Genomic DNA, 22,071 nt, shown 5'->3' on the forward strand with positions numbered 1-22,071 from the left:
AAAGCCGGCCGAGCTTATCCGATAACCGGCCCCGGTTAACCGGCCTGTTCCCCGCCGATGACGGTCGCGATGATCCGGTCCACCTCGGCCTCGGCCGCCGCGAATCCCCGGCTCGTGTCGATCACGAAATCCGCGCGGGCCCGCTTCTCGGCATCCGGCATCTGCTTGGCGAGGATCGCGCCGAGGGCGGCCGCGTCCATGCCGGGGCGGGCCAGAACGCGGGCGCGCTGGATCTCGGGCGGGGCGGTGACGACGAGGACCGCGTCGCAGCGGCCCTCGCCGCCGGTCTCGTAGAGGAGGGGAATGTCGAGGAGGACGAGGGGCGCGTCGCGGTGGCGGGCGAGGAAATCCTGCGCCACCCGGCCCACGAGGGGGTGGACGATGCGCTCCAGGCGCGCGAGTGCGTCCGGCCGGCCGAGCACGGCGGCGCGCAGGGCCGCACGGTCGACGCTGCCATCCGCCGCCAGCGTGCCCGGAAAGGCCACCCCGATCGCGGCCGCCGCCGCGCCGCCCGGTCCGTACAGCCGATGCACCGCGGCATCGGCGTCGTGGACCGGTACGGAGCGGGCGGCGAACATCGCCGCGGTGGCCGACTTGCCCATGCCGATCGAGCCGGTCAGGCCGAGCACGAAGGGCCGGCCCAGCGGCCGGGGGAGGGTGGTCATCGCCCGGTCAGGTCCGCCTCGATGCGCGCGCGCAGGGCGGGCGTGACCGCGGGTCGGACCCCGAACCAGGCCGCGAAGCCCGGCACCGCCTGGTGCAGCAGCATGCCGAGCCCATCGACCGCCGCGAGCCCGCGCGCCCGGGCCTCGCGCAGGAGAGGCGTCTCCAGCGGCGCGTAGACGATGTCGGCCACCGCCGCCCGGGCGGGAAGGGGGGTGAGATCCACGTCCAGGGCCGGATGCCCGACCATACCGAGCGAGGTGGTGTTCACGAGAAGGCCGGTCTCGGCCAGGAGATCCGGGATCTCGGACCACGCGACGGCTTCCGCGATTCCCGGGACCAGGGCCGCGACCGCCGCCGCCCGCTCGGGGCTGCGGTTGGCGACGCGGATGCGCGTCAGGCCGCGCTCGGCGAGGCCGATGACGACGGCGCGGGCGGCGCCCCCGGCCCCGAGCACCAGGGCGGTGCCGCCCGTCCGCTCCGGCCAGTCGTCACCGAGGCTCTGGTCGAGATGGGCGACGAAGCCCGGCGCGTCGGTGTTGTCGCCGAGGATCCGGCCGTCGCCCTCGACGATCAGCGTGTTGACCGCGCCGATCCGCTCCGCGCGCGGCGTGAGCCGGTGCGCGAGGGCCCGGGCCGCCTCCTTGTGCGGGATGGTGACGTTGCCCCCGGCAAATCCAGAGCTGGCTAATCCGTCTACGAAGCCGGCGAAATCTGCGGGCGCCACGTCGATGCGCGTGTAGCTGCCGGCGATGCCGTGCTCGGAAAGCCAATGCCCGTGGATCAGCGGCGAGCGCGAATGGGCGATCGGGTGTCCGACGACGAAGGCGCGTTTCATCGCTTGGCTCATACGGCGCAGGCTCCGGCGAGGTGGCAGGGCGGTCCGCCCGCCTCCTCGATCTGAACGGTGGCGTGGACGATGCCGAAGCGGCCGCGCAGCTCCTCCGCCACGGCGATCAGGAAGCGGTTGCCGGGATGGCCCTCCGCCATCACGAGATGGACGGTCAGCGCCGGCTCGGTGGTGCTCATCGGCCAGATGTGGAGGTCGTGGATCTCCACCACGCCGGGCTGGCCGCGCAGGCAGGCCGCCACCTCCTCCGACGCGATGCCTGGCGGCACCGCGGCGAGCGACATCGCCACGCTGTCGCGCAGGAGGGCCCAGCTCGCCCAGATGATGAGACCGCCGATGGCGAAGCTGACGAGCGGATCGATCCAGTCGAACCCGGTGAGGAGGATGACGAGGCCGGCAAGCACCACCCCGGCCGAGACCGCCGCATCGGCCGCCATGTGCAGGAAGGCGCCGCGGATGTTGATGTCGCCCTTGGCGCCGGATGCGAAGAGCCAGGCGGTGAAGCCGTTGATCAGGATGCCGATGCCGGCCACCACCATCACCGTGACCCCCGCGACGGGCTCGGGATGGACGAGGCGCCAGGCCGCCTCCCACAGGATGGCGCCGACGGCGACGAGCAGGAACACGGCGTTGAACAGGGCGGCGAGGATCGAGGAGCCGCGCAGCCCGTAGGTGAAGCGCGTGCTCGGCCGCCGCCGGACCAGCACCGAGGCCACCCAGGCGACGACGAGCCCGAGCACGTCGGAGAGGTTGTGGCCCGCATCGGCCACGAGGGACATGGAATTGCTGGCCCAGCCGTAGCCGGCCTCGACGACGACGAAGGCCGTGTTCAGCAGGATGCCGATCGCGAAGGCCCGGCCGAACGACGCGGGCGCGTGGACATGGCCGTGGCCGCCGCCATGGCTGTGATGGCTGTGACCGGATCCATGCCCGGCCCCGTGGTCGTCATCATGATCGTGGCCCGCATGCGCGCGGTGATCGTGCCCGTGATCGTGCAAGGCCCGAGTCCTTTCAGAACCGAAGCCAGCCGTCGGCGCGCAGCGCCGCCAGGAGCGGCAGCAGCGGCAGGCCGAGGATGGTGCTGTGCTCGCCCGCGACCGCCGCGAACAGGTGGATGCCGAGCCCTTCGAGCTGGTAGCCGCCGACGCTCGCGCGGAGGCGGGCCTCGCCGGCGCAGGCGAGATAGGCCGCGATCTGCGCCTCATCGAGGGGCCGCATGGTCAGGCTCGCGGTCTCGACCGCGCCGGCCACGATCTCCGCCCCGTGCGCCAGGGCGAAGGCCGCGTGCAGGTGATGGGTCCGGCCGGCGAGCCGCGCGATCTGGGCGCCTGCGGTCTCTAGATCGGTCGGCTTGTGGAACAGGGTGTCGCCGAGCGCCAGCACCTGGTCGGCGCCGACCACGATCCGGTCCGGATGCCGGCGCGCCACGGCCAGGGTCTTCGCCTCGGCGAGCCGACGGGCGAGCTCCGGCGGCGCCAGCCCGGCGCAGGCGGCCTCGACGGCGCGCTCGTCGACATCCGGCGCCTCGGTCTCGACGGGCAGGCCGGCACCTTCGAGCAGCAGACGGCGCGTCGGGCTCGTCGAGGCGAGGAGGAGCGGCTTGGGGCCGAGCCAGGGTGAGACCGGATTCATCGGCCCAGTGTCACGGATCGCGCGCGGCGGGCAAGCGCGATCGGCACATGGACGAGCCCCGCCGTCCGGAGGGGCGGACGGCGGGGCTGCTGGCGAGGCCGGTACGCGACGTGGCCTCTGTCGGGGAGAATGGCAGCCAGCCGTTAGCCAAAGGTCAACGCGGGGCCGCGGATGCGCGGCATCGGCGGGATCGTCAGACGGCGATGAATTTCAGCCGGTGGTCGCGGTAGAGGTCGAGGATCGCGGCGGCCGTCTCCTCGATGGAGCGGCGGGTCACGTCGATGGTCGGCCAGCGGTTGCGGGTGAAGAGGCGGCGCGAGGCGGTGATCTCGTCGGCCACCGCCTCGCGGTCGACGTAGAGCGTCGACTCGTCGGCGTTGAGGCTGAGCAGCCGGTTCTGGCGGATCTGCACGATGCGCTCGGGGCTCGCGAACAGGCCGACGATGAGCGGGCGCCGGGTCGCCTCGAGCGCGGGCGGCAGGGGCACGCCGGGGACGAGGGGCAGGTTCGTGGTCTTGAGGCCGCGATTGGCGAGGTAGATCGAGGTCGGCGTCTTCGAGGTGCGGCTGACCCCGAGCAGGATCACGTCCGCTTCCTCCAGGTCGTCCGGCAGGTTGCCGTCGTCGTGGGCCAGCGTGAAGTTCATCGCGTCGATGCGCTTGAAGTACTCGGCGTTGAGCATGTGCTGCGCGCCCGGCCGCGCCGTGGTCTGCGCGCCGAGATAGGATTGCAGCAGGGCGTGGACCGGCTGCAGCACTGACAGGCAGGGCGAGCCGGTCTCGCGGCAGGCGGTCTCCAGCCGCTCGCCGAGGTCGCCGCCGACCAGGGTGTAGAGCACGAGGCCCGGCGCCGCCTTGATCTCCGAGATCACGCGCTCGAGCTGCGGCCCGGAGCGCACCAGCGGATAGACGTGCTCGATCGCCGAGATGCCCTCGTACTGGGCGGCGGCCGCGCGGCCCACATTGATCAGCGTCTCGCCGGTGGAATCCGAGACGAGGTGGAGGTGGAAGTAGCTGCGGCTCATCCGGGCGCCTCCGGCCGTGGCGGGGAGGGCGGGGGCCGCTTATCCACCGGAGCCGTCAGGGGAGTCGATGGATGTGGATAGGATGCCCCGCGGCCAGGGTCCAGCACGCGAGCGGCCGGATCTCTCGACTCCGCCCTCAACAGGTGCTGCGATGGGACGCACGGAATCCGGGTCCTTGGGAGAATCCGGGACGCACGGGCCCGCGCGGCCGTGTCGCCACGCCCAAGGCCCTCTGCGGCCTAGCCTATCCGGGACATTAGCGCGAACCTGTTAAAGCCCTCTTAACGCCGACGCGGCGGGGACGGGCTGTGGATGCGGTTGCGGCCCCGTCATCCAACGTCCAAGAGAAAAAACAGAGTCCTAGATTCTCTCTTCTCTTTAGAGAGGGCCGGTGTGGGGACGGCGCCGTCGCGCCCCATCCGAGGGGAGCAAGGCCGGGCAGGACACCGGACCAGGGTTTTCGGGAAGCGCTTGAGGAGCGGATGGTGCAGGGTCAGGGAACCGAGCGCAGGCTCATGCGGGTGCTGGCGGGCGAGCCGCTGTCGCCGCCACCCGCCTGGGTGATGCGCCAGGCCGGCCGCTACCTGCCGGAATACCGCGCCACGCGGGCCGAGGCCGGCTCCTTCCTCGACCTCTGCTACAGCCCGGACTTCGCGGTCGAGGTGACGCTGCAGCCGATCCGCCGCTTCGGCTTCGACGCGGCGATCCTGTTCTCGGACATCCTCGTCGTGCCCCACGCGCTCGGCCAGGACGTGCGCTTCGTGGAAGGGGAGGGGCCCCGCCTCGATCCGCTCGCCGGGAGGTCCGAATTCGAGCGCCTGCGCGCGGCCGAGGACCCGGCGGTGTTCACGCATCTCGCCCCCGTCTTCGAGACGGTGCGGCGCCTGCGCGCCGAATTGCCCGCCGAGACGACGCTGCTCGGCTTCTGCGGCGCGCCCTGGACGGTGGCGAGCTACATGATCGGCGGGCGCGGCACGCCGGACCTCGCCCCGGCCCGGGCGCTCGCCGCATCCGACACCGCCCTCGTCGACGAACTCATCGACCGGCTGGTCGCGGTGCAGACCGAGTACCTCGTGCGCCAGTTCCAGGCGGGCGCCGACGCGGTGCAGATCTTCGAGTCCCATGCCGGCAGCCTGCCCGACGCCACGGGCCCGGAGGCGGACGCCCTGGCGCGCTGGTCGTTCCGGCCGATCGCCCGGATGATCGCGGGCATCCGCGCCCGGGTGCCGGGCGCGCGGATCATCGTCTTCGCGCGAGGATCGGGCCTGGAGGGCCATGCCCGCGTCGTGGCGGAGACGGGCGCCGATGCCGTCGGCGTCGACTGGGCGGTCGATCTCGCGGCCTTACGGGCCCGTCTGCCGGCGAACACCGTCACCCAGGGCAATCTCGATCCCGAATTGCTGATCACGGGCGGGCCGGCCCTCGACGCGGCGGTGGCGGCCATCCTCCAGGCCACCGCAGGCCTGCCGCACATCTTCAACCTCGGCCACGGCATCACGCCGCCGACGCCCGTCGCCCATGTCGAGCGCATGCTCGCGCGGCTGCGGGCCTGAGCCGAGGCGATGCTCTACGACTGGATCAAGGCGTTCCACGTCATCGCGCTGATCGCGTGGATGGCGGCGATGCTCTACCTGCCGCGCCTGTTCGTCTACCATGCCGGCCTGCCGGCGGGCTCGGACGTGCAGTCGGCGACCTTCAAGGTGATGGAGCGGCGGCTCCTCAAGGCGATCATGACCCCGGCCATGATCGCAACCTGGATCCTCGGCCTGACGCTCGCCTGGATGAGCGGCTCCTACGCGAGCCCCTGGCTGCAGGCGAAATTCGTGCTGGTGCTCGCGATGAGCGGCATGCACGGCTTCCTCGCCCGGGCGGTGAAGGACTTCGCCGCCGACCGGAACACGCGCCAGCCGACCTTCTACCGGGTGGTCAACGAGGTGCCGACGCTCCTGATGATCGTCATCGTCATCCTCGCGGTGGTGAAGCCGGGCTCGTAGATCCCGGGATTCCCAAGGGATTAGGGACGATCCCGATCGCGCTGCAATCGGGATCGTCCCTAAATCATTGTTTTGACGCGCTCTCTTTCGCCGAACCGGTACCCACTTCGGCGGATAGCGCTCTAGGTCCCTTGGGTGGGGTGCCGGGGCAAGGCCCCGGCGTCTCTACCAGGGCTCCGCGAAAGGGATGATCCCTCTCGACGCCCGAGGATCACTCCTTCTCGGGCGCGATCTGCTCGAGGCCGCCGATATGGCGCTGGGCGTAGAGCGGCAGGCCGATCTGCTTGATCAGCTCGAGCTGCGTCTCGAGGAAGTCGATATGGCCTTCCTCGTCCTCGGCGAGATCCTCGAACAGGCGCTTGGAGACGCGGTCGTTGATCGAGTCGCAGTACTTCGCCGCCTCGAGGTAGAGCGCGCGGGCCTCGTTCTCGGCCGCGAGGTCGCACTCGATGATCTCCTGCACGGTCTGACCGATCCGCAGCGGATCAAGCTCCTGCAGGTTCGGGAAGCCGTCGAGGAACAGGATGCGGTCGATGAACCGGTCGGCGTGGTTCATCTCCTCGATCGATTCCTTGCGCCAGAACTTGGCGAGGTCGACGTAGCCCCAATCGTTCAGGATCCGGAAGTGGAGCCAGTACTGGTTGACCGCCGTCAGCTCGCTGCGCAGGCCGCGGTTCAGGTACTCGATGACCTTGGTGTCGCCCTTCATGCCCCGATCTCTCCGTAAGATGGACGGAGGAGTCAGGTGCGATGCGTCAGGCGGCCAGCTCCTCGTCCGTAGTTTGGAATTGTTTCAGACTGCAGGCGCTCGCGCAAGATGCGCTGCAGGCATGGGCGTCCAGCATCGCCGCATCGGCCAGAGCTTTTTGTACGATCGAGCGGATGGTCCGCGCGCAACGCCCGCATTTCGGGCTGCAGCCGAGGCAGGCATAGACCTGGGCGGGCGTGCGCGGGCAGCCCGGGCCGGGATCGAGGCAGCCGCGCACGGCGCCATCGGACAAGACGTTGCAGGAACAGACGATCATGCGAGCCGCAAAACCCTGCTTCTGTGCCTCGGGCCGCACGAGATCGTCCGGCCGTCCTCGGATCGAGGGCTCCCGCTCTGGAAGACGCCCCGGCTTCGCGCTAGATTAGAATTCTTGAAAACTAGAACGTTTTCAACGCGTTAGCGGCGGACACTTGGCATTCCAGGCCGTCCCCGTCAAGGGCTTCCGATTTTGCCGGGGGCAATTCGATCGCCCGATGCGAAATTGGTGAACGGGATCCGGCGGATAATGATGACTGCGCCGAAAACGCACAGCACGCGGGACTTCAGCGCGCCAGTTCCTTGAGTCCGAGGCGGATGAGCACCTTCGCCTCGGCGCCCTCGCCCGCGGCCTTGAGGGCGGCGGCGACCGCGACCGCGGCCTGGGTCTGCGGGTAGCCGAGATTGGTCAGTGCCGAGACCGCGTCCGCGACCGGGCCGGGGGCGCCGCGCTCCTCCGCCATGCCGGCGAGGCTCGCGAGCGCCGGGTCGAGCGGCGCGAAGGCCGGGGTCTTGTCCTTGAGCTCCGCCACGAGCCGGGCGGCGAGGCGCGGGCCGACGCCCGGCGCGCGGGCGACCGAGGTCTTGTCCCCCGTGGCGATCGCGGCGCCGAGCTGGTCCGGCTCCAGCACCGAGAGCACGCCCAGCGCCACGCGCGCGCCCACGCCCTGGACGGTCTGGAGCAGGCGAAACCACTCGCGCTCGGCATCCGAGCGGAAGCCGTAGAGGCGGATCATGTCCTCGCGCACATGCGTCTCGATCGAGAGCTGAGCGGCCTCGCCGGTCTTCGGCAGGCGCTGCAGGGTGCGGGCCGAGCAATGCACCACGTAGCCGACGCCGTTCACGTCGAGGATCACGAAGTCCTCGCCGAAGGAATCCACCACGCCCTTGAGCTTGCCGATCATCGTACCGCCTTCATCCCCGTCCCGATGACTACAGAACCGCCCCGCCTGGCGCCATGCGCGGCTTGAGCGCGGGCCGGCCTTCGTGGAAACAGGAGGCCCTCGCCGGCCCTCGCGGCCCGGCACGCCCCCGACCGAGCCCCGCGGATTGCCCATGCGCCGGACCCCGATCCTCCTCGCCCTCGGCCTGCTCCTCGCCGCCCCCGCCGCGGCCCAGAACGCCGACGGGCCGACCACGGACCCGACCCAGGTGCGCCCCGGCGCCTACGTGCTCGACTCCGCCCACGGCAAGATCACCTGGTCGCTGAGCCATCTCGGCTACTCGACCTATTACGGGCAGATCACCGACGTGACGGGCCAGGCCACCCTCGACCCGAAGGCGCCGGCCAACAGCCGCCTCAGCGTCTCCGTCGGCATCGACAGCGTGAGCGGCCTCAACCCGAAGCTCGACGCGCACCTGAAGACGCCGGACTTCTTCGACACGCAGAAATTCCCGACCGCGACCTTCACAGCGACCGCCGTCGAGCCGACGAGCCCGACCACCGCGCGCATCCTCGGCGACCTGACGCTCAAGGGCGTGACCAAGCCGATCGCCCTCGACGCGACCTTCAACCAGGCCGGCATCAGCCCGGTCGACAAGAAATACACGGTGGGCTTCGACGGGCGCGCGGTGATCAAGCGCTCGGATTTCGGCATCAACGCCTTCCTGCCGATCCTCGGCGACGAGGTGACGCTCAGGCTCGAAGGCGAGTTCAAGGCGGCGCAGTAGGAAATCGCCGCCTCAGCCCTGGCGGGCGAGCGCCGCGGCGATGCGCTCGGCGGCGCGGCCCGAGACGCCGGCCGGCAGGTGCGCCTTGCGCAGGGCGTGCGCGTCGCGGTGATTGACGTGGGCGATCGCGATCGCCAGCGCATCCGCCGCGTCCGCGAGCTTGAACTCGGCCTTGGGCAGCAGGAAGCGCACCATCGCCTGGATCTGCGTCTTGTCGGCATGGCCGGTGCCGGCCACCGTCTTCTTCACGAGGTTGGCCGCGTATTCGAAGACCGGCATGCCGTGCAGCGCCGGCACGAGGAGCGCCACCGCCCGGGCATGGCCGAGCTTGAGCGTCGCCTGCGCGTCCTTGTTGACGAAGGTCTCCTCCACCGCGACCTCGTCGGGCCGGAAGCCCTGGACCACCCGGGTGATGCCCTCGTGCAGCTCGCGCAGGCGCAGGGCCAGCGGCAGGTCCCCGTCCGAGGTGACGACGCCGCAATCGACATAGGCGAGCTTGGTGCCGGTCACCGTCACCGCGCCCCAGCCGGTGCGGCGCAGGCCCGGATCGATGCCGAGGACGCGGACGGGATCGCTCATCTGGGACTGCTCACGCCATGCTCGTGGGGAACCGCTCGCGGGGTCGCCCTGAGCGCTATGCACATATCGTGAACATCCGGTTTCGCCAACAGCGGCTCCCGATGACCGGTGCCCCCTTCCGATCCCGTGCGCGAGACTTGTCGTTTACGCGATATTAATCATGGATCGCGAATGTATCTAATACCACACGGGGGTATTGGAATGTTCCGCAAGGCGACGACGAACGATGATCAATTCAGGCTCGCAGCACTCGATCGTGCGCTAGCGACCATCGAGTTCGCTCTCGACGGAACGATCCTGAACGCCAACCGGAACTTCCTCGATCTGGTCGGCTACGACCTCGCCGAGGTCCGCGGCAAGCATCACCGCATCTTCGTCAAGGCGGGTTATGCTGCGAGCGCCGCTTACACGACCTTCTGGGAGACGCTGCGCCGGGGCGAGCCGGTCGCGGGCGAGTTCGCGCGCTTCGGCAAGTCGGGCAACCGCGTCTGGCTGGAGGCCACCTACTGTCCCGTCCTGAACGGCGCGGGCGAGCCGGCCTCGGTGATGAAGTTCGCCGCCGACATCACCGCCAAGAAGAACGAGACCAGCCGCCTGATGACGATGATCGACGGCATGCCCGTCGCCGTCATGACCGCCGACCCGGCGGACAATTTCCGGATCAACTACCTGAACAAGACCTCGCAGGAGACGCTCGGCTCCATCGAGCGCTACCTGCCGATCAAGGCCTCCGAGCTGCTCGGCGCCTCGATCGACGTGTTCCACAAGAACCCGCAGCACCAGCGCACCATGCTGGCCGACGGCAGCCGCCTGCCGCACCGGACCAAGATCAGGCTCGGGCCGGAGACGCTGGAGCTCCAGGTCTCGGCGATCAACGGGCCGGATGGCCGCTATGTCGGCCCGATGCTGACCTGGTCGGTGGTGACGGCCCAGGTGAACATGGCCTCCGAGGTCTCGCAGGTGGTCGACGCGGTCTCGACGGCGGTGCGCGAGATGCAGGGTTCGGCCGAGGGGCTGGCGCGCTCGGCCGAGGATGCCCGCCGGCGCGCCTCCTCGGTGGCCTCGGGCTCGGAGCAGATGGCGGGCTCGATCCAGGAGATCTCGGGCCAGGTCGGGCGCGTCACCGAGCGCACCCAGCAGATCGCGACCCAGGCCGCCACCACCGACGCCACCGTGCGCGACCTCGCCGAGAACGCGCGCAAGGTCGACGCGGTCGTCGCCATGATCAAGTCGATCGCCGACCAGACCAACCTGCTGGCGCTCAACGCCACCATCGAGGCGGCGCGCGCGGGCGCCGCGGGCCGCGGCTTCGCCGTGGTGGCGAGCGAGGTGAAGGTGCTCGCCGCCCAGACCGCCAAGGCCACCGACGAGATCACCCAGCAGGTCGCCGCGATCCAGACGGCGACCGGCGCGGCGGTCGGCGCCATCGGCACGATCAGCGCGGCGGTGGCCGAATTGTCCTCGCTGACCCTGGCGATGGCGAGCGCCGTCGAGGAGCAGGCGGCCGCCACGCAGGAGATGTCGGGCCATATCGGCGGGGTCTCGGTCTCGGCGAGCGCCACCGGCCAGCTCGCCGAGGCGGTGAGCGCGGTCGCCGACAAGCTCAGCGCCCACTCGACGAGCCTCAGCGGCAGCGTCGAGCGCTTCCTGAAGGCCGGCTGAGGGATGTCCCGGATCCGGTCTCCGCTCGGATCAGGCGGAGGTCGGGTCATCCCCGCGCGCCCGCTCGCGCAGGACGAACTTCTGGATCTTGCCGGTCGAGGTCTTGGGCAGCGGGCCGAACAGCACCGTCCTCGGCACCTTGAAGCGGGCGAGGCGCGCCCGGCAGAAATCGAGGATCTCCGGCGCCGTCGCGGCGGCGCCGGGTTTCAGCTCCAGGAAGGCGCAGGGGCTCTCGCCCCAGGTCGGGTCGGGCTTGGCCACCACCGCGGCGAGCATCACGGCGGGGTGCTGCGTCAGCACCTCCTCCACCTCGAGGCTGGAGATGTTCTCGCCGCCCGAGATGATGATGTCCTTGGCCCGGTCCTTGATCTCGACGGCGCCGTCCGCGTGCCAGACGGCGAGGTCGCCCGAGCGGTACCAGCCGTCGCCGAGGGCGGCCTCCGTGGCCGCCGGGTTCTTGAGGTAGCCCTTCATCACCGTGTTGCCGCGCAGGCAGATCTCGCCGACGGTCACCCCATCTTGCGGCACCGGCTCCAGGCTCGCCGGATCGGCGACCCGCACCGCCTCGAGGGTGGCGAGGCCCGCGCCCTGCCGGGCCATGCGGGCGTAGCGCTGCTCCGCCGGCAGCTCCGTCCAGTCGGGCTGGGCGAGGCACATCGTGGCCGGCCCGTAGCTCTCGGTGGCGCCGTAGAGATGGGTGACGCGGAAGCCCAGCTCCTCCATGCTGCGCAGGACCGTGGAGGGCGGCGCCGCCCCGCCCGTGGCGCAGCGCACGGTGTGCGCGAAGGGCGTGCGCTCCTCCGGCGGCGCGTTCGCGATCATCGAGAGCACGATCGGCGCGCCGCAGAGATGGGTGACGCCGTGCGCGGCGATCAGCCGGAAGATCGCCGCCGGCTCGACCTTGCGCAGGCAGACCTGCGTGCCGCCGGCCGCGACGATGGCCCAGGGGTAGGACCAGCCGTTGCAGTGGAACATCGGCAGCGTCCAGAGATAGACGCTGTCCGGCGTAAGCCCGAAGGCGAGCGCGTTGCCGAGCGCCTGCAGGTAGGCGCCGCGGTGGCTGTAGACCGCGCCCTTCGGATCGCCCGTGGTGCCGGAGGTGTAGAGCAGGCAGAGCGACTGCCACTCGTCCGCGGGGCCGGCCGGCACGTGGTCCGGATCGCCCTCGGCGAGGAGGTCCTCGTAGGCGACGGCGCCGGGCAGGGCGGCCCCGCCCGCCGCGACCACGAGGAGATCGCGGCCGAGCCGGGCGAGGGCTTGGCCCGCGAGCGCCGCGCAATCGGCATCGACGATCAGCGCCTTCGCCTCGCCGTGGTCCAGCGAGAACGCGATGGTGGCCGGGTCGAGGCGGGTGTTGAGCGGGTTCAGGACGGCGCCGCGCATCGGCACCGCGAAATGCGCCTCGATCATCTCGGGCGTGTTGCCGGCCAGGATCGCCACCGTGTCGAGGCGTTCGATCCCGCGTGCGGCGAGCGCCGAGGCGAGGCGGCGGCAGCGGGCGTGGAGCGCCGCGTAGGTCAGGCGCCGCTCGCCGTCGATCACCGCCACGTTCTCCCCGAGCGCGGCGGCCGCGCGGGCGAGGAAGCTCGCCGGGGTCAGGGCCACGTGGTTCGCTGGCCCGCGCCCGAGGCCGTCCTCGAACGGATGGGCTCGCGCCGGAATCGCGCCGGGACCCGTCATGGCCTGTCCTCCCGGCCGCCTCCGTCGTTGCGCGCGGAAGGACGGCCTCGGTCAGGTGTGTCGCCGCGGCTTTCGGGGTGTCAAGGATGGCCGCCGTTACAGGCGGGCCCGGACGACATGCCGCCGCAGCGCGATCGGATCGGCCCTATTGCACTGCAACATGAAATCGGACACATCGGATCGGCTGACCGCACGGAGCCCGTGCGCGCGCTTGATCGCGCGCGCCGCTGCGGCGAGAAATGTCGGCAAAAAGGGGCTGAGACCAACATGACGACAGCGGGTCGCCGGCTGGCCGAGGACGGCATAGCCCGGGCGCGGGAAGCCTACGAGCGTTACGCCGAGGCCGGTGAGATCGCCCTCAACGCCTTCGAGACGACGACCGGCCGCGTGGTCGCGAACCTGCGCACCCTGGCCGGGACGGGGCAGCCGGACGCGACGCTGGGGGGCGCCCCGGCCAACGACTACGAGGCTGCCGCCGGCCGGAGCTGGGCGGGCCTGCGCCAGATCACCCAGCGCGTGCTGGTCGCCACCGATGCGAACATGCGGGCCGGCTTCGACCATGCCGAGAGCCTGATCCGGGCCAAGGATCCCCGCGAGGCGATCGAGCTGCAGGCCGCCTATCTGCGCGCCCAGGCCGCGCGCTTCGCCGAGCAGATGTTCGACCTGCAGAAGACGGCCACGCGGGTGGCCCAGAGCATGGCCGTCGCCACGGCCCAAGGCACGACCCAAGGCACCGCACAGGGCACCACCGACGGCGCCCGGGGCACGGAGCGGCCGTGAACGCGGTGGGACGGCTCGTGGAGGCGATACCCTTCCGCGAGGGGCGCACGCAGGGCTTCGCGCGCGGGCGCTTCCACGACCTCGCCTATGTCGATTGGGGCGACCCCGACAATCCGCACGTCGTGGTCTGCGTGCACGGCCTGAGCCGGCAGGGCCGCGACTTCGACCCGCTCGCCCGGGCCCTCGTCGGCCTCGGCTACCGGGTGGTCTGTCCGGACCTGCCGGGGCGCGGGCGCAGCGGCTGGCTCACCGATCCGGAACTCTACGGCCTGCCGCAATACGTGCGCGACATGGCGACCCTGCTCGCGCATCTGCGCGTCGAGCGGATCGACTGGGTCGGCACCTCGCTCGGCGGCCTCGTCGGCATGATGGTGGCGGGCGCCGAGAACACGCCGGTCCGCCGCCTCGTCATCAACGATATCGGGCCCTTCCTGCCCTGGGGCGCCCTGCGGGCGATCGGCACCCGCCTGCGCGAGGCGCCGCGCCATCACCACAGCCTCGCCACCGCCGAGCGGCGCCTGCGCACCGCGCTCGCGGGCTTCGGCCCGCTCACCGACGCGCAGTGGCGCCAGTTGACCGAGCACAGCTTCTATCCCGAGCCGGGCGGCGGCTGGCGCCCGCACTACGACCCGAATATCGGCGTGCCCTTCGCTCCGGGCCGGGTCTACAACGTCAGCATGTGGCGCGACTGGGAGGCGGTGCGCTGCCCCGTCCTGCTGCTGCGCGGGATGGAGTCCGACCTCCTGCGCGCCGACACCGCGCGGCAGATGACGGAGCAGGGCCCGAAGGCGAAGCTCGTGGAGATCCCGGGCTGCGGCCACGCCCCGGCGCTGCTCGACCCGGACCAGATCCGCATCGTCACCGACTGGCTCGGGCCGGCGGCCTGAATCCGTCATACGACATCCGGGTGATCCCTTCGGGATGCCGGATGTCGCCTTCGCTCGAGCGCCGCGCGGGCTTGGCCGAGACCGCCTCCGGTCTGATCAACCGGACGCGGTCTCAGGGGGCGTGGCGGCCCTCGGCGGCGAGCTTGGCCTGCCGCAGGCTGCGCCACGGCTCCAGGTTCTTCAGGGCCATCCGGCGGGCGCCGATCACCCCGAGCAGCAGGGCGAGAGCCAGGAACGGGCTCGCCACGATCAGGGCGGCCACGGCCTCCGAGCCGATCAGCGCGGCGAGGAGCTTCACCGCCGCGGCGAGGAAGACGAAGAAGGCGCAGATCACGAGCACCATGATCGTGACGCAGGCGGCGACGAGGCCGACCAGCGCGCGCAGGTTGCCGTCGATCTCCACCCGGGCGAGGGCGACGGTGCGGGAGGCGAGGGTCCCGGCCTCGCGCAGGGCCGCCACCATGAGGGCGAGCATGGATTCGGGTTCGCGCGCCTGCCTCGCCACGTCAAAGCCTCTCCTCACGGTCCGCCTGGTGCGGAAGCCGCTCGTCAACGATGCGGCGGGCGCCGACGTTCCTGCCGCCGCGGGGGCGGGGCTTGCGCCTCGTCCGGTTCGGCGCCCGGGGCCGGCGGCTCCGCCTGCCCGGGCGCGCCTCCCTGCGGCGCGGCCTCGTTGAGATGGGCCGGCCGGCCGTTCGGGCGCACCAGGATGCCGGGAAAGAACACGGTGCCACCGGGCTCCTCGGCGGGCGCGGCGGGGGCCTGGGCCAGGGCTGCCGCCGTGCCGAGCACCAGCCCGAGTGCGGCGAGGATCGATCGGTATCCTCTCATCGCCCCCCTCATCGCTCCGCCCCGTGCGGGATCGGCAGGATGTTGGAGCGCTTCACCTGGCCGAGCGCGAAGCTCGACTCGATCGAGGCGACGCCGCCGAGCCGGGTCAGCTTGTCCTTCAGGAAGCGCTCGTAGGCCTCCAGATCCTCCACCACGATGCGCAGGAGATAGTCGCGCTGCCCGGTCATCAGGTAGCAATCGACCACCTCCGGCCAGCGCGCCACGGCCTGGGCGAAGCGGTCGAGCTCCTCCTCGCGCTGGCGCTCCAGCTTGATCGAGGCGAACACGCTGACCGGCAGCCCGACCGCGACCTGATCGAGCACCGCCACGTAGCCCGTGATGATGCCGGCCTCCTCCAGCAGCCGGACCCGGCGCGCGCAAGGGGAGGGCGAGAGTCCCGCCCGCTCGGCGAGCTGCTGCACGGTCAGGCGCGCATCCTCCTGGAGCGCGGCGAGGATGCGGCGGTCGATCGCGTCGAGCGCGCGTTTTGGCATGGATGGCGTCTTCTCCAGGCTTGGACGCGCGATCTGAGCCAAAACAGGCCTGCTTTGCAACGCAGTTTGGGCATTTCCGCGTGGCGGGCGGTGCTATCGTTCCCTCATGAGCGATTCCCGACTGCCCTATCTCGCGGCCCTGGCGCGGAAGGCCCTCTGGCTCTCCACCTGGACCATCCACAACGCCAACCATCTGCGGGATTCCGCGGACGGGCTGAAGGTGGGTGGCCACCAGGCCTCCTCGGCCTCGCTCTGCGCGATCATGACGGCGCTCTACGGCGCGGTGCTGCGCCCCGAGGACCGGGTCGCGGTGAAGCCCCATGCGAGCCCGATCTTCCACGCCCTGCAATACCTGTTCGGCCACCAGACCCGCGAGAAGCTCGAGACCTTCCGCGGCTATGGCGGGGCGCAATCCTACCCGTCGCGCACCAAGGACGTGGACGACGTCGACTTCTCGACGGGCTCGGTCGGCCTCGGCGTCGCGCAGACGCTGTTCTCGGCGCTGGTGCAGGACTACGTCCGCGCCAAGGGCTGGGGGCAGGCGCGGCCCGAGGGCAAGATGGTGGCGCTGATCGGCGACGCCGAGCTCGACGAGGGCAACATCTTCGAGGCCCTGCTGGAGGGCTGGAAGCACGGCCTGCGCAACACGTGGTGGGTGGTCGACTACAACCGCCAGAGCCTCGACGCGGTGGTGCGCGAGGGGCTCTGGGCGAAGTTCGAGACGATGTTCCGCAATTTCGGCTGGGACGTGGTCGTGCTCCGGCACGGCTCGCTCCAGCGCGCGGCCTTCGCCGAGCCCGGCGGCGGCAAGCTCAAGGACTGGATCGAGGCCTGCCCGAACCAGACCTACTCGGCGCTCGCCTTCCAGGGCGGGGCCGCGTGGCGGCGGCGGCTCACGGACGAGCTCGGCGACCAGGGCGACGTCTCGGCGCTGATCGACCGCCGCACCGACGAGGAGCTGGCGGCCCTGATGGGCAATCTCGGCGGGCACGACCTGCCGACCCTGGTCGAGGCCTTCGAGGCGGCCCGCGCCCATGATCGCCCGGTCTGCTTCATCGCCTACACGATCAAGGGCCACGGCCTGCCGCTCGCCGGCCACAAGGACAACCATGCCGGCCTGATGACCCCGGCCCAGCTCGCGCTCTTCCAGGAAGCCATGCGGGTGCGGGCCGGACACGAATGGGAGCCCTTCGAGGGGCTCGACGTCGATGCCGCCGGGATGAAGCGCTTCCTCGCCGCCGTGCCCTTCGTCCAGAGGGGGCGCCGCCGCTACGAGGCGCCCGCCGTGCCGGTGCCGGAGCGCCTCGCCGCCCCGAAGCAGGCGAGTCTCTCAACCCAGGCCGGCTTCGGCCTGATCATGCACGAGATCGCCAAGGCCGACGACGAGCTGGCCCGCCGCATCGTCACGACCTCGCCGGACGTGACCGTCTCGACCAATCTCGGTGCCTGGGTGAACCGGCGCGGCCTCTTCGCCAAGCAGGAGATGGCCGACATCTTCCGCAAGGAACGGATTCCCTCGACCTTCAACTGGGCCTTCGCGCCGGGCGGCCAGCATCTCGAGCTCGGCATCGCCGAATCGAACCTGTTCACCGCGCTCTCGGCGCTGGGGCTCTCGCATTCGATCTTCGGCGAGCGCCTGCTGCCGGTCGGCACGCTCTACGACCCCTTCATCGAGCGCGGGCTCGATGCCCTGAACTACGCCTGCTACCAGGATGCCCGCTTCCTCCTCGTGGCGACGCCGGCCGGCGTGACGCTGGCGCCGGAGGGCGGCGCGCACCAGTCGATCAAGACGCCGCTGATCGGCATGGGGCAGGACGGATTGTCCGCCTTCGAGCCGGCCTTCGTGGACGAGCTCGCCGTGCTGATGCGCTTCGCCTTCGCGCATATGCAGGCGCACGGCGCCCCCGAGCCCGACCCCGTGACCTGCCTGCCCGACGCCGCCGGCGGCTCGACCTATTTCCGGCTCTCGACCCGCAGCCTGGAGCAGCCCTCGCGCGTGATCGACGCGGATCTCGCCGCCGACATGGTCGCGGGCGCCTACTGGCTGCGCAGGCCCGGCCCGAACGCGGAGGTGGTGGTCGCCTATCAGGGCGCGGTGGCGCCCGAGGCGATCGAGGCTGTGGGGCTGATGGCCGAGGACCGGCGCGATGTCGGGCTCCTCGCGATCACCTCGGCCGACCGGCTCCAGGCCGGCTGGAACGCCGCGCAGGGCTTGCGCGAGGGCGGGAACCCGGAGGCCGAGAGCCATGTCGAGCGCCTGCTCGACGCGGTGCCCACCGCCTGCGGCCTCGTCACCGTGCTCGACGGGCACCCGGCGACGCTCGGCTGGCTCGGCTCCGTGCACGGGCACCGCACGCGGGCGCTCGGTGTCTCGCGCTTCGGCCAGACCGGCACGATCGCCGACCTCTACCGGCATTTCGGCATCGACGCGCAGGGCATCGTCGCGGCGGCCCAGGCCATCGCCCCGGGACGGCGCATCCGCCATCTCCGGCTCGCCTGAGACCGCGTCCGGTTGATCGGACCGGACGCGGTCTCGGCCAAGCCCGCGCGGCGCCTGAGCGAAGGCGACATCCGCCATCTCGAAGGCATCACCCGGATGTCGTATGAGACCGCCGATCGCGCTGCTATCCTTCGCCGTTGCCCACCGGCCGCGAAGACCTGCATAGTTCGCGGCCGGACCACCGACCGCGAATCGATCCAGGCGCCGCATGGGCTACACCATCACCCCGGCGAAAGCCCTCTTCCTGATGCGGGAATCCGAGAACCATGGCGGGCATCCCTGCACCCGGCATATCGGCCTCTCGAACGACCAGCTGATGCAGCGGCTCCGCGCCGGCGACGGCGCGCGGGACGGGGGAATCCAGTATATCTCCACCTTCACCTACGAGCGCGACGCCGCCCGGGCCGCGTCGCAGGCGTTCAAGAACACCGACAAGCTCATCAGCACGCTGAACCGGAACGGGAAGGCCGATTTCCCCGACATCCGCGTCGATGAGGCGTTCAAGGTCCGGTTCGCGCTCGGCGGCGGCGTGCGCGAATACTACGTGAACCACATGACGCTGGTGGTCTTCCGCACGGCCGAGCAGACGGGCGACCTGTTCTACGTGAAGACCTTCTATCCCCGGCCGCCGAATGAGCTGCGGGAAACGCCCATACCGGGCAATACCTAGAGCGCTCTCAGCCGAAGTGGCCGCCGGTTCGGCGACGAGAACGCGTCAAAACAAAGACTTAGAGCGCCTCCGAGTCCACATCCCCATCCGTCCGGACGAGGCGCGGGCGCTCCGCCCGCCATTCGGCGAGCTGGCGCAGGGGCAGGCGCGCCTCGACGACGCGGTCCTCGTCCAGAAGGCCCTGCACGACCTCCGTGGTCGCCTCGGGGAAGCGGGCGCGGATCGCCGCCTCGACCTGCTCCAGATGCCGGTCGCTCTCCGCGCCGGTCTCGACGATGACGTGCTTCACGATGCGGATCATGCGGGTCTCTTCGCACAGGCGGGCGCCGGTGTCGCCGGGACGCCGCGTCCGCCTCTACCAGTCGGCCCGGGTGCGGTAGCGGTTCCCGGTCGCGTCGACCTGCGGCCCGGCCGGGCGCGGCTGGAGCAGCACCGGTGCCGGCGCGGGCGCCCACCAGCCTTCGGGGACGGCCGAGACCGCGGCGCCGAGGGTGAGCGCCGAGCCGAGGGCGACGGCGAGGGAGGTCGGGATCCCCACGGGGACCGCTCTCGGGGACATGCGTGCCATGGACGAGCCTCGCACGGCCGCGCGCTCGGCCGCTCCGCCGTGCAGGATGCCCGGCCTGGCTTGGACGAGGCTTGCGCCGTGGCCGTTGCACGCAGCCGCCCGTCCGGTTCCGGCAACCCAACGGCGCTCCCCGGCGTTTCGCGCGAGCGGCGGCGCGCTGGGATGCCGCGGCGGCTGGGGATGTCCGTGTGATCAAGAAACTCTGTCTCGCGCTCGCCTTCGTCGGGAGCCTGTTCCTCGCCGCGCCGCAGGGCGCCTCCGCGCTCCCCGTCACGACCGCGGCCGGGCTGGCGACGGTGCCGGATTCGAGCCTCGTCGAGGTGCGCTACCGCCGGCACTGGCGGCGCCACCACCGGCATCGCTGGCACCGCCACCACCATCACCGGCGCTGGCATCATCATCGGCGGCACCGGCACTGGCATCACCGCCGCCACCATCGCCATCACTGGCGCCACCAGCGACCCCTGCGCTTCAGCCTGGGCCACAGGCCCGCTCGCGCGCATGCCGTGGCGCCCTGGCGCGACCCGATCCGCCGGTCGAGCACCTCCGGAAGCCTGACGCCGCGCCTCGACTGAGGCCGCATTCACGGCATGGCGAGCCACAGCGCGACGATGATGGCGAAGCCGATGGCGTTGTAGAGGGCGGCCCAGAGCAGGGTCACGCGCAGCGCCCGGTTCGGCGGCGTGGCCCCGTGCGGGACGATCCGCGGGGCGAGGGCAGGGCGCGGCAGGTCGGCGGGCGTCGACGCGTCGAGCCCGGCATAGGGCGCCGAGAGGAAGCGCGTGAGGCATTCCGGGAGCGGGCGCTCGGGGACGGAACCATCCTGCATGAGCCGCAGGGTGGCCAATCCCCGGGGGTTGCGCAAGATGGTCCCGCAGCTCCGCGCCGCCCCCGTGGCGCGCAGATCGGACACGGATCGGAGAGGCCGCAACCCGCCATGCTGAGACGCCGCTCGTTCCTGGCCGCCCCGCTGACCCCCCTCCTTCCCATCCTCCTTCTGCCAGGGGCCGCGAGAGCCGCCGAAGGCTTGCGCTTGGTGCTCGGGACGGCGACGCCCGGGGGCGGCTTCCCGGCCTATGGCGAGGCGCTCGCCGCGGCCGTCGCGGAGGTCGATCCGGCGCTCACCCTGGAGCTTCGCCCGACCAAGGGCTCCACCGAGAACCTCGACCTCCTGAAGGCGGGCGCGCTCGACCTCGCGCTGGTCCAGGGCGAGTATGCCGACGCGGCGCTCGCCGCGGAGGGCGACCGGGCCGCGCTGCCGACCGTGGTGGCGCCGATCGATGCGGCGCCGGGCCTGTTCGTCGTTCCGGCCGCGAGCCCGGTCCGGCGGATCGCCGACCTGCAGGGCCGGCCGGTCGCCCTCGGCACGCACAGTTCCGGCCTCACCGCGATGGGGCGGACGGTGCTGCGCGGCTCCGGCCTCGACCCCGAGCACGACATCCACCCGATCCTGCTCGACCGGGCCGGCGACGGGCCCGGAATGCTGCGCGACGGCCGCGCCGCCGCGCTCTGGGGCGGCGGCGTCGGCTGGCCGGGCTTCCGGACGATGGCCGCCGAGCCCGGCGGTGCCCGCTTCTTCGGTCCGGAGCCCGGGGCGATCGACGCGATCCTGGCGCTCAGCGCCTCCCTGCGGCGCATGCGCGTGCCCGCGGACACGTTCGCGGGACAGGCCGAGCCGATCGAGACGGTGGGCTCGTGGAGCTTCATCATGGCCCGGCCCGGCCTCGACCCGGAGGCCGTCGCGCGGCTCCTCCGGGCGATCGACCGCGGCAAGGCCGGCCTCGCCCGGCGCTTCGTGCTGGGCGCGGGCAGCGATCCGCGCAACCTCGTCGAGGCCGTGCCGGCCGCCTGGCTCCACCCGGCCACCGCCGCCTTCCTGCGCGAGGCGGGCGCGGCCCCGCGCTGAGACGTGATGCGCCGCTGCCATGTCCTCGCCCAGGATCGATGGGAGAGTCTCGAACCCCAACCGAACGGAGCCCGGACCCTGACCAGGGATTTGCTGCAGCGGAGCCTGATCGCCGCCCTGCTCTACCTCTCGATCGCCACCGCCGTGATGGCCGTCGCCTGCGCCTTCGACTGGATGGAGCCGCAAGAGGACCAGGTGGCCGATGGCGGCGAGGACGATCCGGCCGGCGCGATGACCTCAGCCGCATCTTCGGCCGCATCCTGGGCCCAGGCGCGATAGGGCGGCATGAAGCCGTCGCCCGTTTCGCGTACAGAGTGCCGCATGGACAACGTCATCCGCCCGAATTTCGGCCGCAAGGCGCCCGAGCCGCAGCCGCCCGCCCACGAGGACGAGCACGCGCTGCGGATGCTGGGTCAGGCCGGCGCCTTCCTCGTCGGCCTGATCGAGGACGAGGACGGGCCGGAAGGGCCGTCCTTCAAGGTCGTGGTCGGGCCCTGCCCCGGCGACACGGTGGAGGCCGTGGCCGTGATGCCGGCGACGCCCGCGGGCCGCATCGATGCCGAGATGGTCGGCATGGCGGTGCTGCGCACCCTGGAACTCGTCGCCGAGCAGGACGCGCCGGGGATCGCCTGAAACCGGGATCCCAAAGGGACAAG

The 22,071-nt window shown here is 71.5% G+C and carries 28 protein-coding genes; 12 read left to right on the top strand and 16 right to left on the bottom strand.

Translation table 11 applies throughout. The features are described 5' to 3' along the window. Positions 1-35 precede the first annotated feature (35 nt). The 5 genes from coaE to MTDSW087_RS06090 all read right to left on the bottom strand — a co-directional run bounded on the left by coaE (position 36) and on the right by MTDSW087_RS06090 (position 4,169). A complete protein-coding gene (coaE, locus tag MTDSW087_RS06070; protein ID WP_144761559.1) occupies positions 36-665 on the bottom strand; it encodes a dephospho-CoA kinase in 630 nt (209 codons plus the stop codon). Continuing rightward, positions 662-1,513, bottom strand: a complete 852-nt coding sequence (locus MTDSW087_RS06075) for a shikimate dehydrogenase (protein ID WP_144761562.1) — start codon at positions 1,511-1,513, stop codon at positions 662-664. Before MTDSW087_RS06075 ends, coaE begins: the two co-directional genes overlap by 4 nt. Beyond that, entirely contained in the window at positions 1,510-2,511 is a 1,002-nt protein-coding gene (locus MTDSW087_RS06080; protein ID WP_144761565.1) for a cation diffusion facilitator family transporter, read from the bottom strand. The genes MTDSW087_RS06075 and MTDSW087_RS06080 overlap by 4 nt, the downstream gene beginning before the upstream one ends. Before the next feature lie 13 nt (positions 2,512-2,524). Continuing rightward, the gene (locus MTDSW087_RS06085; protein WP_144761568.1) at positions 2,525-3,145 is read right to left on the bottom strand and encodes a Maf family protein; all 621 of its coding nucleotides are present in this window, start codon (positions 3,143-3,145) and stop codon (positions 2,525-2,527) included. Between the two features lie 193 nt (positions 3,146-3,338). Further along, positions 3,339-4,169 (bottom strand): pyruvate, water dikinase regulatory protein, encoded by an 831-nt coding sequence (locus tag MTDSW087_RS06090; protein WP_144761569.1) that lies wholly within the window; start codon positions 4,167-4,169, stop codon positions 3,339-3,341. 482 nt (positions 4,170-4,651) lie between these two features. On the opposite strand from MTDSW087_RS06090, the gene hemE reads away from it, so the two are divergent. Together hemE and hemJ are read left to right on the top strand one after the other, a co-directional pair. Further along, entirely contained in the window at positions 4,652-5,722 is a 1,071-nt protein-coding gene (gene hemE, locus MTDSW087_RS06095; protein ID WP_144761572.1) for a uroporphyrinogen decarboxylase, read from the top strand. Positions 5,723-5,731: 9 nt separating this feature from the next. After that, a complete protein-coding gene (gene hemJ / locus MTDSW087_RS06100; RefSeq protein WP_144761575.1) occupies positions 5,732-6,163 on the top strand; it encodes a protoporphyrinogen oxidase HemJ in 432 nt (143 codons plus the stop codon). 211 nt (positions 6,164-6,374) lie between these two features. Here hemJ and bfr read toward each other — a convergent pair whose 3' ends face one another. The 3 genes from bfr to ruvA all read right to left on the bottom strand — a co-directional run bounded on the left by bfr (position 6,375) and on the right by ruvA (position 8,092). Next, on the bottom strand, positions 6,375-6,872 hold the full coding sequence (bfr, locus tag MTDSW087_RS06105; RefSeq protein WP_144761578.1) for a bacterioferritin: 498 nt from the start codon (positions 6,870-6,872) through the stop codon (positions 6,375-6,377). A 46-nt stretch (positions 6,873-6,918) separates the two neighbouring features. Next, complete coding sequence (locus tag MTDSW087_RS06110; RefSeq protein ID WP_144762036.1) at positions 6,919-7,188, bottom strand: (2Fe-2S)-binding protein; 270 nt, start codon at positions 7,186-7,188, stop codon at positions 6,919-6,921. A gap of 286 nt (positions 7,189-7,474) precedes the next feature. Next, complete coding sequence (gene ruvA / locus MTDSW087_RS06115; protein ID WP_144761581.1) at positions 7,475-8,092, bottom strand: Holliday junction branch migration protein RuvA; 618 nt, start codon at positions 8,090-8,092, stop codon at positions 7,475-7,477. A gap of 151 nt (positions 8,093-8,243) precedes the next feature. Here ruvA and MTDSW087_RS06120 point away from each other — a divergent pair, with 151 nt between their 5' ends. Beyond that, positions 8,244-8,858 carry a YceI family protein gene (locus tag MTDSW087_RS06120; protein WP_144761584.1) on the top strand — a complete coding sequence of 205 codons (615 nt, stop codon included), beginning with the start codon at positions 8,244-8,246 and terminating at the stop codon, positions 8,856-8,858. 12 nt (positions 8,859-8,870) lie between these two features. Here MTDSW087_RS06120 and ruvC read toward each other — a convergent pair whose 3' ends face one another. Next, entirely contained in the window at positions 8,871-9,437 is a 567-nt protein-coding gene (ruvC, locus tag MTDSW087_RS06125; protein WP_144761586.1) for a crossover junction endodeoxyribonuclease RuvC, read from the bottom strand. A gap of 201 nt (positions 9,438-9,638) precedes the next feature. Here ruvC and MTDSW087_RS06130 point away from each other — a divergent pair, with 201 nt between their 5' ends. Continuing rightward, positions 9,639-11,099 (top strand): methyl-accepting chemotaxis protein, encoded by a 1,461-nt coding sequence (locus tag MTDSW087_RS06130; protein WP_144761588.1) that lies wholly within the window; start codon positions 9,639-9,641, stop codon positions 11,097-11,099. A gap of 30 nt (positions 11,100-11,129) precedes the next feature. On the opposite strand, the gene MTDSW087_RS06135 is transcribed toward MTDSW087_RS06130, so the two are convergent. Continuing rightward, positions 11,130-12,779 (bottom strand): AMP-binding protein, encoded by a 1,650-nt coding sequence (locus tag MTDSW087_RS06135; protein WP_144761591.1) that lies wholly within the window; start codon positions 12,777-12,779, stop codon positions 11,130-11,132. 267 nt (positions 12,780-13,046) lie between these two features. On the opposite strand from MTDSW087_RS06135, the gene MTDSW087_RS29995 reads away from it, so the two are divergent. Together MTDSW087_RS29995 and MTDSW087_RS06145 are read left to right on the top strand one after the other, a co-directional pair. Further along, a complete protein-coding gene (locus MTDSW087_RS29995; protein WP_186383746.1) occupies positions 13,047-13,559 on the top strand; it encodes a phasin family protein in 513 nt (170 codons plus the stop codon). Then, positions 13,556-14,446, top strand: a complete 891-nt coding sequence (locus MTDSW087_RS06145) for an alpha/beta fold hydrolase (RefSeq protein ID WP_144761597.1) — start codon at positions 13,556-13,558, stop codon at positions 14,444-14,446. Before MTDSW087_RS29995 ends, MTDSW087_RS06145 begins: the two co-directional genes overlap by 4 nt. A gap of 112 nt (positions 14,447-14,558) precedes the next feature. Here MTDSW087_RS06145 and MTDSW087_RS06150 read toward each other — a convergent pair whose 3' ends face one another. From MTDSW087_RS06150 to MTDSW087_RS06160, 3 genes are read right to left on the bottom strand one after another with little or no spacing between them, the layout of a single operon-like run. Next, entirely contained in the window at positions 14,559-14,951 is a 393-nt protein-coding gene (locus MTDSW087_RS06150; RefSeq protein ID WP_238179158.1) for a phage holin family protein, read from the bottom strand. Positions 14,952-14,995: 44 nt separating this feature from the next. Further along, positions 14,996-15,277 carry a hypothetical protein gene (locus MTDSW087_RS06155; protein ID WP_144761599.1) on the bottom strand — a complete coding sequence of 94 codons (282 nt, stop codon included), beginning with the start codon at positions 15,275-15,277 and terminating at the stop codon, positions 14,996-14,998. Positions 15,278-15,285: 8 nt separating this feature from the next. Beyond that, entirely contained in the window at positions 15,286-15,771 is a 486-nt protein-coding gene (locus tag MTDSW087_RS06160; protein WP_144761601.1) for an Lrp/AsnC family transcriptional regulator, read from the bottom strand. A 106-nt stretch (positions 15,772-15,877) separates the two neighbouring features. Here MTDSW087_RS06160 and MTDSW087_RS06165 point away from each other — a divergent pair, with 106 nt between their 5' ends. Both MTDSW087_RS06165 and MTDSW087_RS06170 read left to right on the top strand, forming a co-directional pair. After that, positions 15,878-18,271, top strand: a complete 2,394-nt coding sequence (locus MTDSW087_RS06165; protein ID WP_144761604.1) for a transketolase — start codon at positions 15,878-15,880, stop codon at positions 18,269-18,271. Between the two features lie 208 nt (positions 18,272-18,479). Further along, on the top strand, positions 18,480-18,941 hold the full coding sequence (locus tag MTDSW087_RS06170) for an RNase A-like domain-containing protein (protein WP_144761607.1): 462 nt from the start codon (positions 18,480-18,482) through the stop codon (positions 18,939-18,941). A 58-nt stretch (positions 18,942-18,999) separates the two neighbouring features. Here the strand turns inward: MTDSW087_RS06170 and MTDSW087_RS06175 are convergent, their stop codons facing one another. Beyond that, complete coding sequence (locus tag MTDSW087_RS06175) at positions 19,000-19,242, bottom strand: hypothetical protein (protein WP_144761613.1); 243 nt, start codon at positions 19,240-19,242, stop codon at positions 19,000-19,002. A 54-nt stretch (positions 19,243-19,296) separates the two neighbouring features. Further along, positions 19,297-19,479, bottom strand: a complete 183-nt coding sequence (locus MTDSW087_RS06180) for a hypothetical protein (protein ID WP_144761616.1) — start codon at positions 19,477-19,479, stop codon at positions 19,297-19,299. 218 nt (positions 19,480-19,697) lie between these two features. Between MTDSW087_RS06180 and MTDSW087_RS06185 the strand changes: the two genes are divergently transcribed. Beyond that, positions 19,698-20,084 (top strand): hypothetical protein, encoded by a 387-nt coding sequence (locus MTDSW087_RS06185; RefSeq protein ID WP_186383747.1) that lies wholly within the window; start codon positions 19,698-19,700, stop codon positions 20,082-20,084. Positions 20,085-20,092: 8 nt separating this feature from the next. Here MTDSW087_RS06185 and MTDSW087_RS06190 read toward each other — a convergent pair whose 3' ends face one another. Beyond that, a complete protein-coding gene (locus MTDSW087_RS06190; protein ID WP_238179537.1) occupies positions 20,093-20,374 on the bottom strand; it encodes a hypothetical protein in 282 nt (93 codons plus the stop codon). A gap of 72 nt (positions 20,375-20,446) precedes the next feature. On the opposite strand from MTDSW087_RS06190, the gene MTDSW087_RS06195 reads away from it, so the two are divergent. From MTDSW087_RS06195 to MTDSW087_RS06205, 3 genes are all read left to right on the top strand, one after another. After that, complete coding sequence (locus MTDSW087_RS06195; protein WP_144761619.1) at positions 20,447-21,415, top strand: TAXI family TRAP transporter solute-binding subunit; 969 nt, start codon at positions 20,447-20,449, stop codon at positions 21,413-21,415. A gap of 90 nt (positions 21,416-21,505) precedes the next feature. Beyond that, positions 21,506-21,694, top strand: coding sequence for a hypothetical protein (locus tag MTDSW087_RS06200; protein ID WP_144761622.1), 189 nt, complete (start codon positions 21,506-21,508; stop codon positions 21,692-21,694). A 42-nt stretch (positions 21,695-21,736) separates the two neighbouring features. After that, entirely contained in the window at positions 21,737-22,048 is a 312-nt protein-coding gene (locus tag MTDSW087_RS06205) for a hypothetical protein (RefSeq protein WP_144761625.1), read from the top strand. Positions 22,049-22,071 lie beyond the last annotated feature (23 nt).

The organism is Methylobacterium dankookense, assembly GCF_902141855.1.
Classification (GTDB): Bacteria; Pseudomonadota; Alphaproteobacteria; order Rhizobiales; family Beijerinckiaceae; genus Methylobacterium; species Methylobacterium dankookense.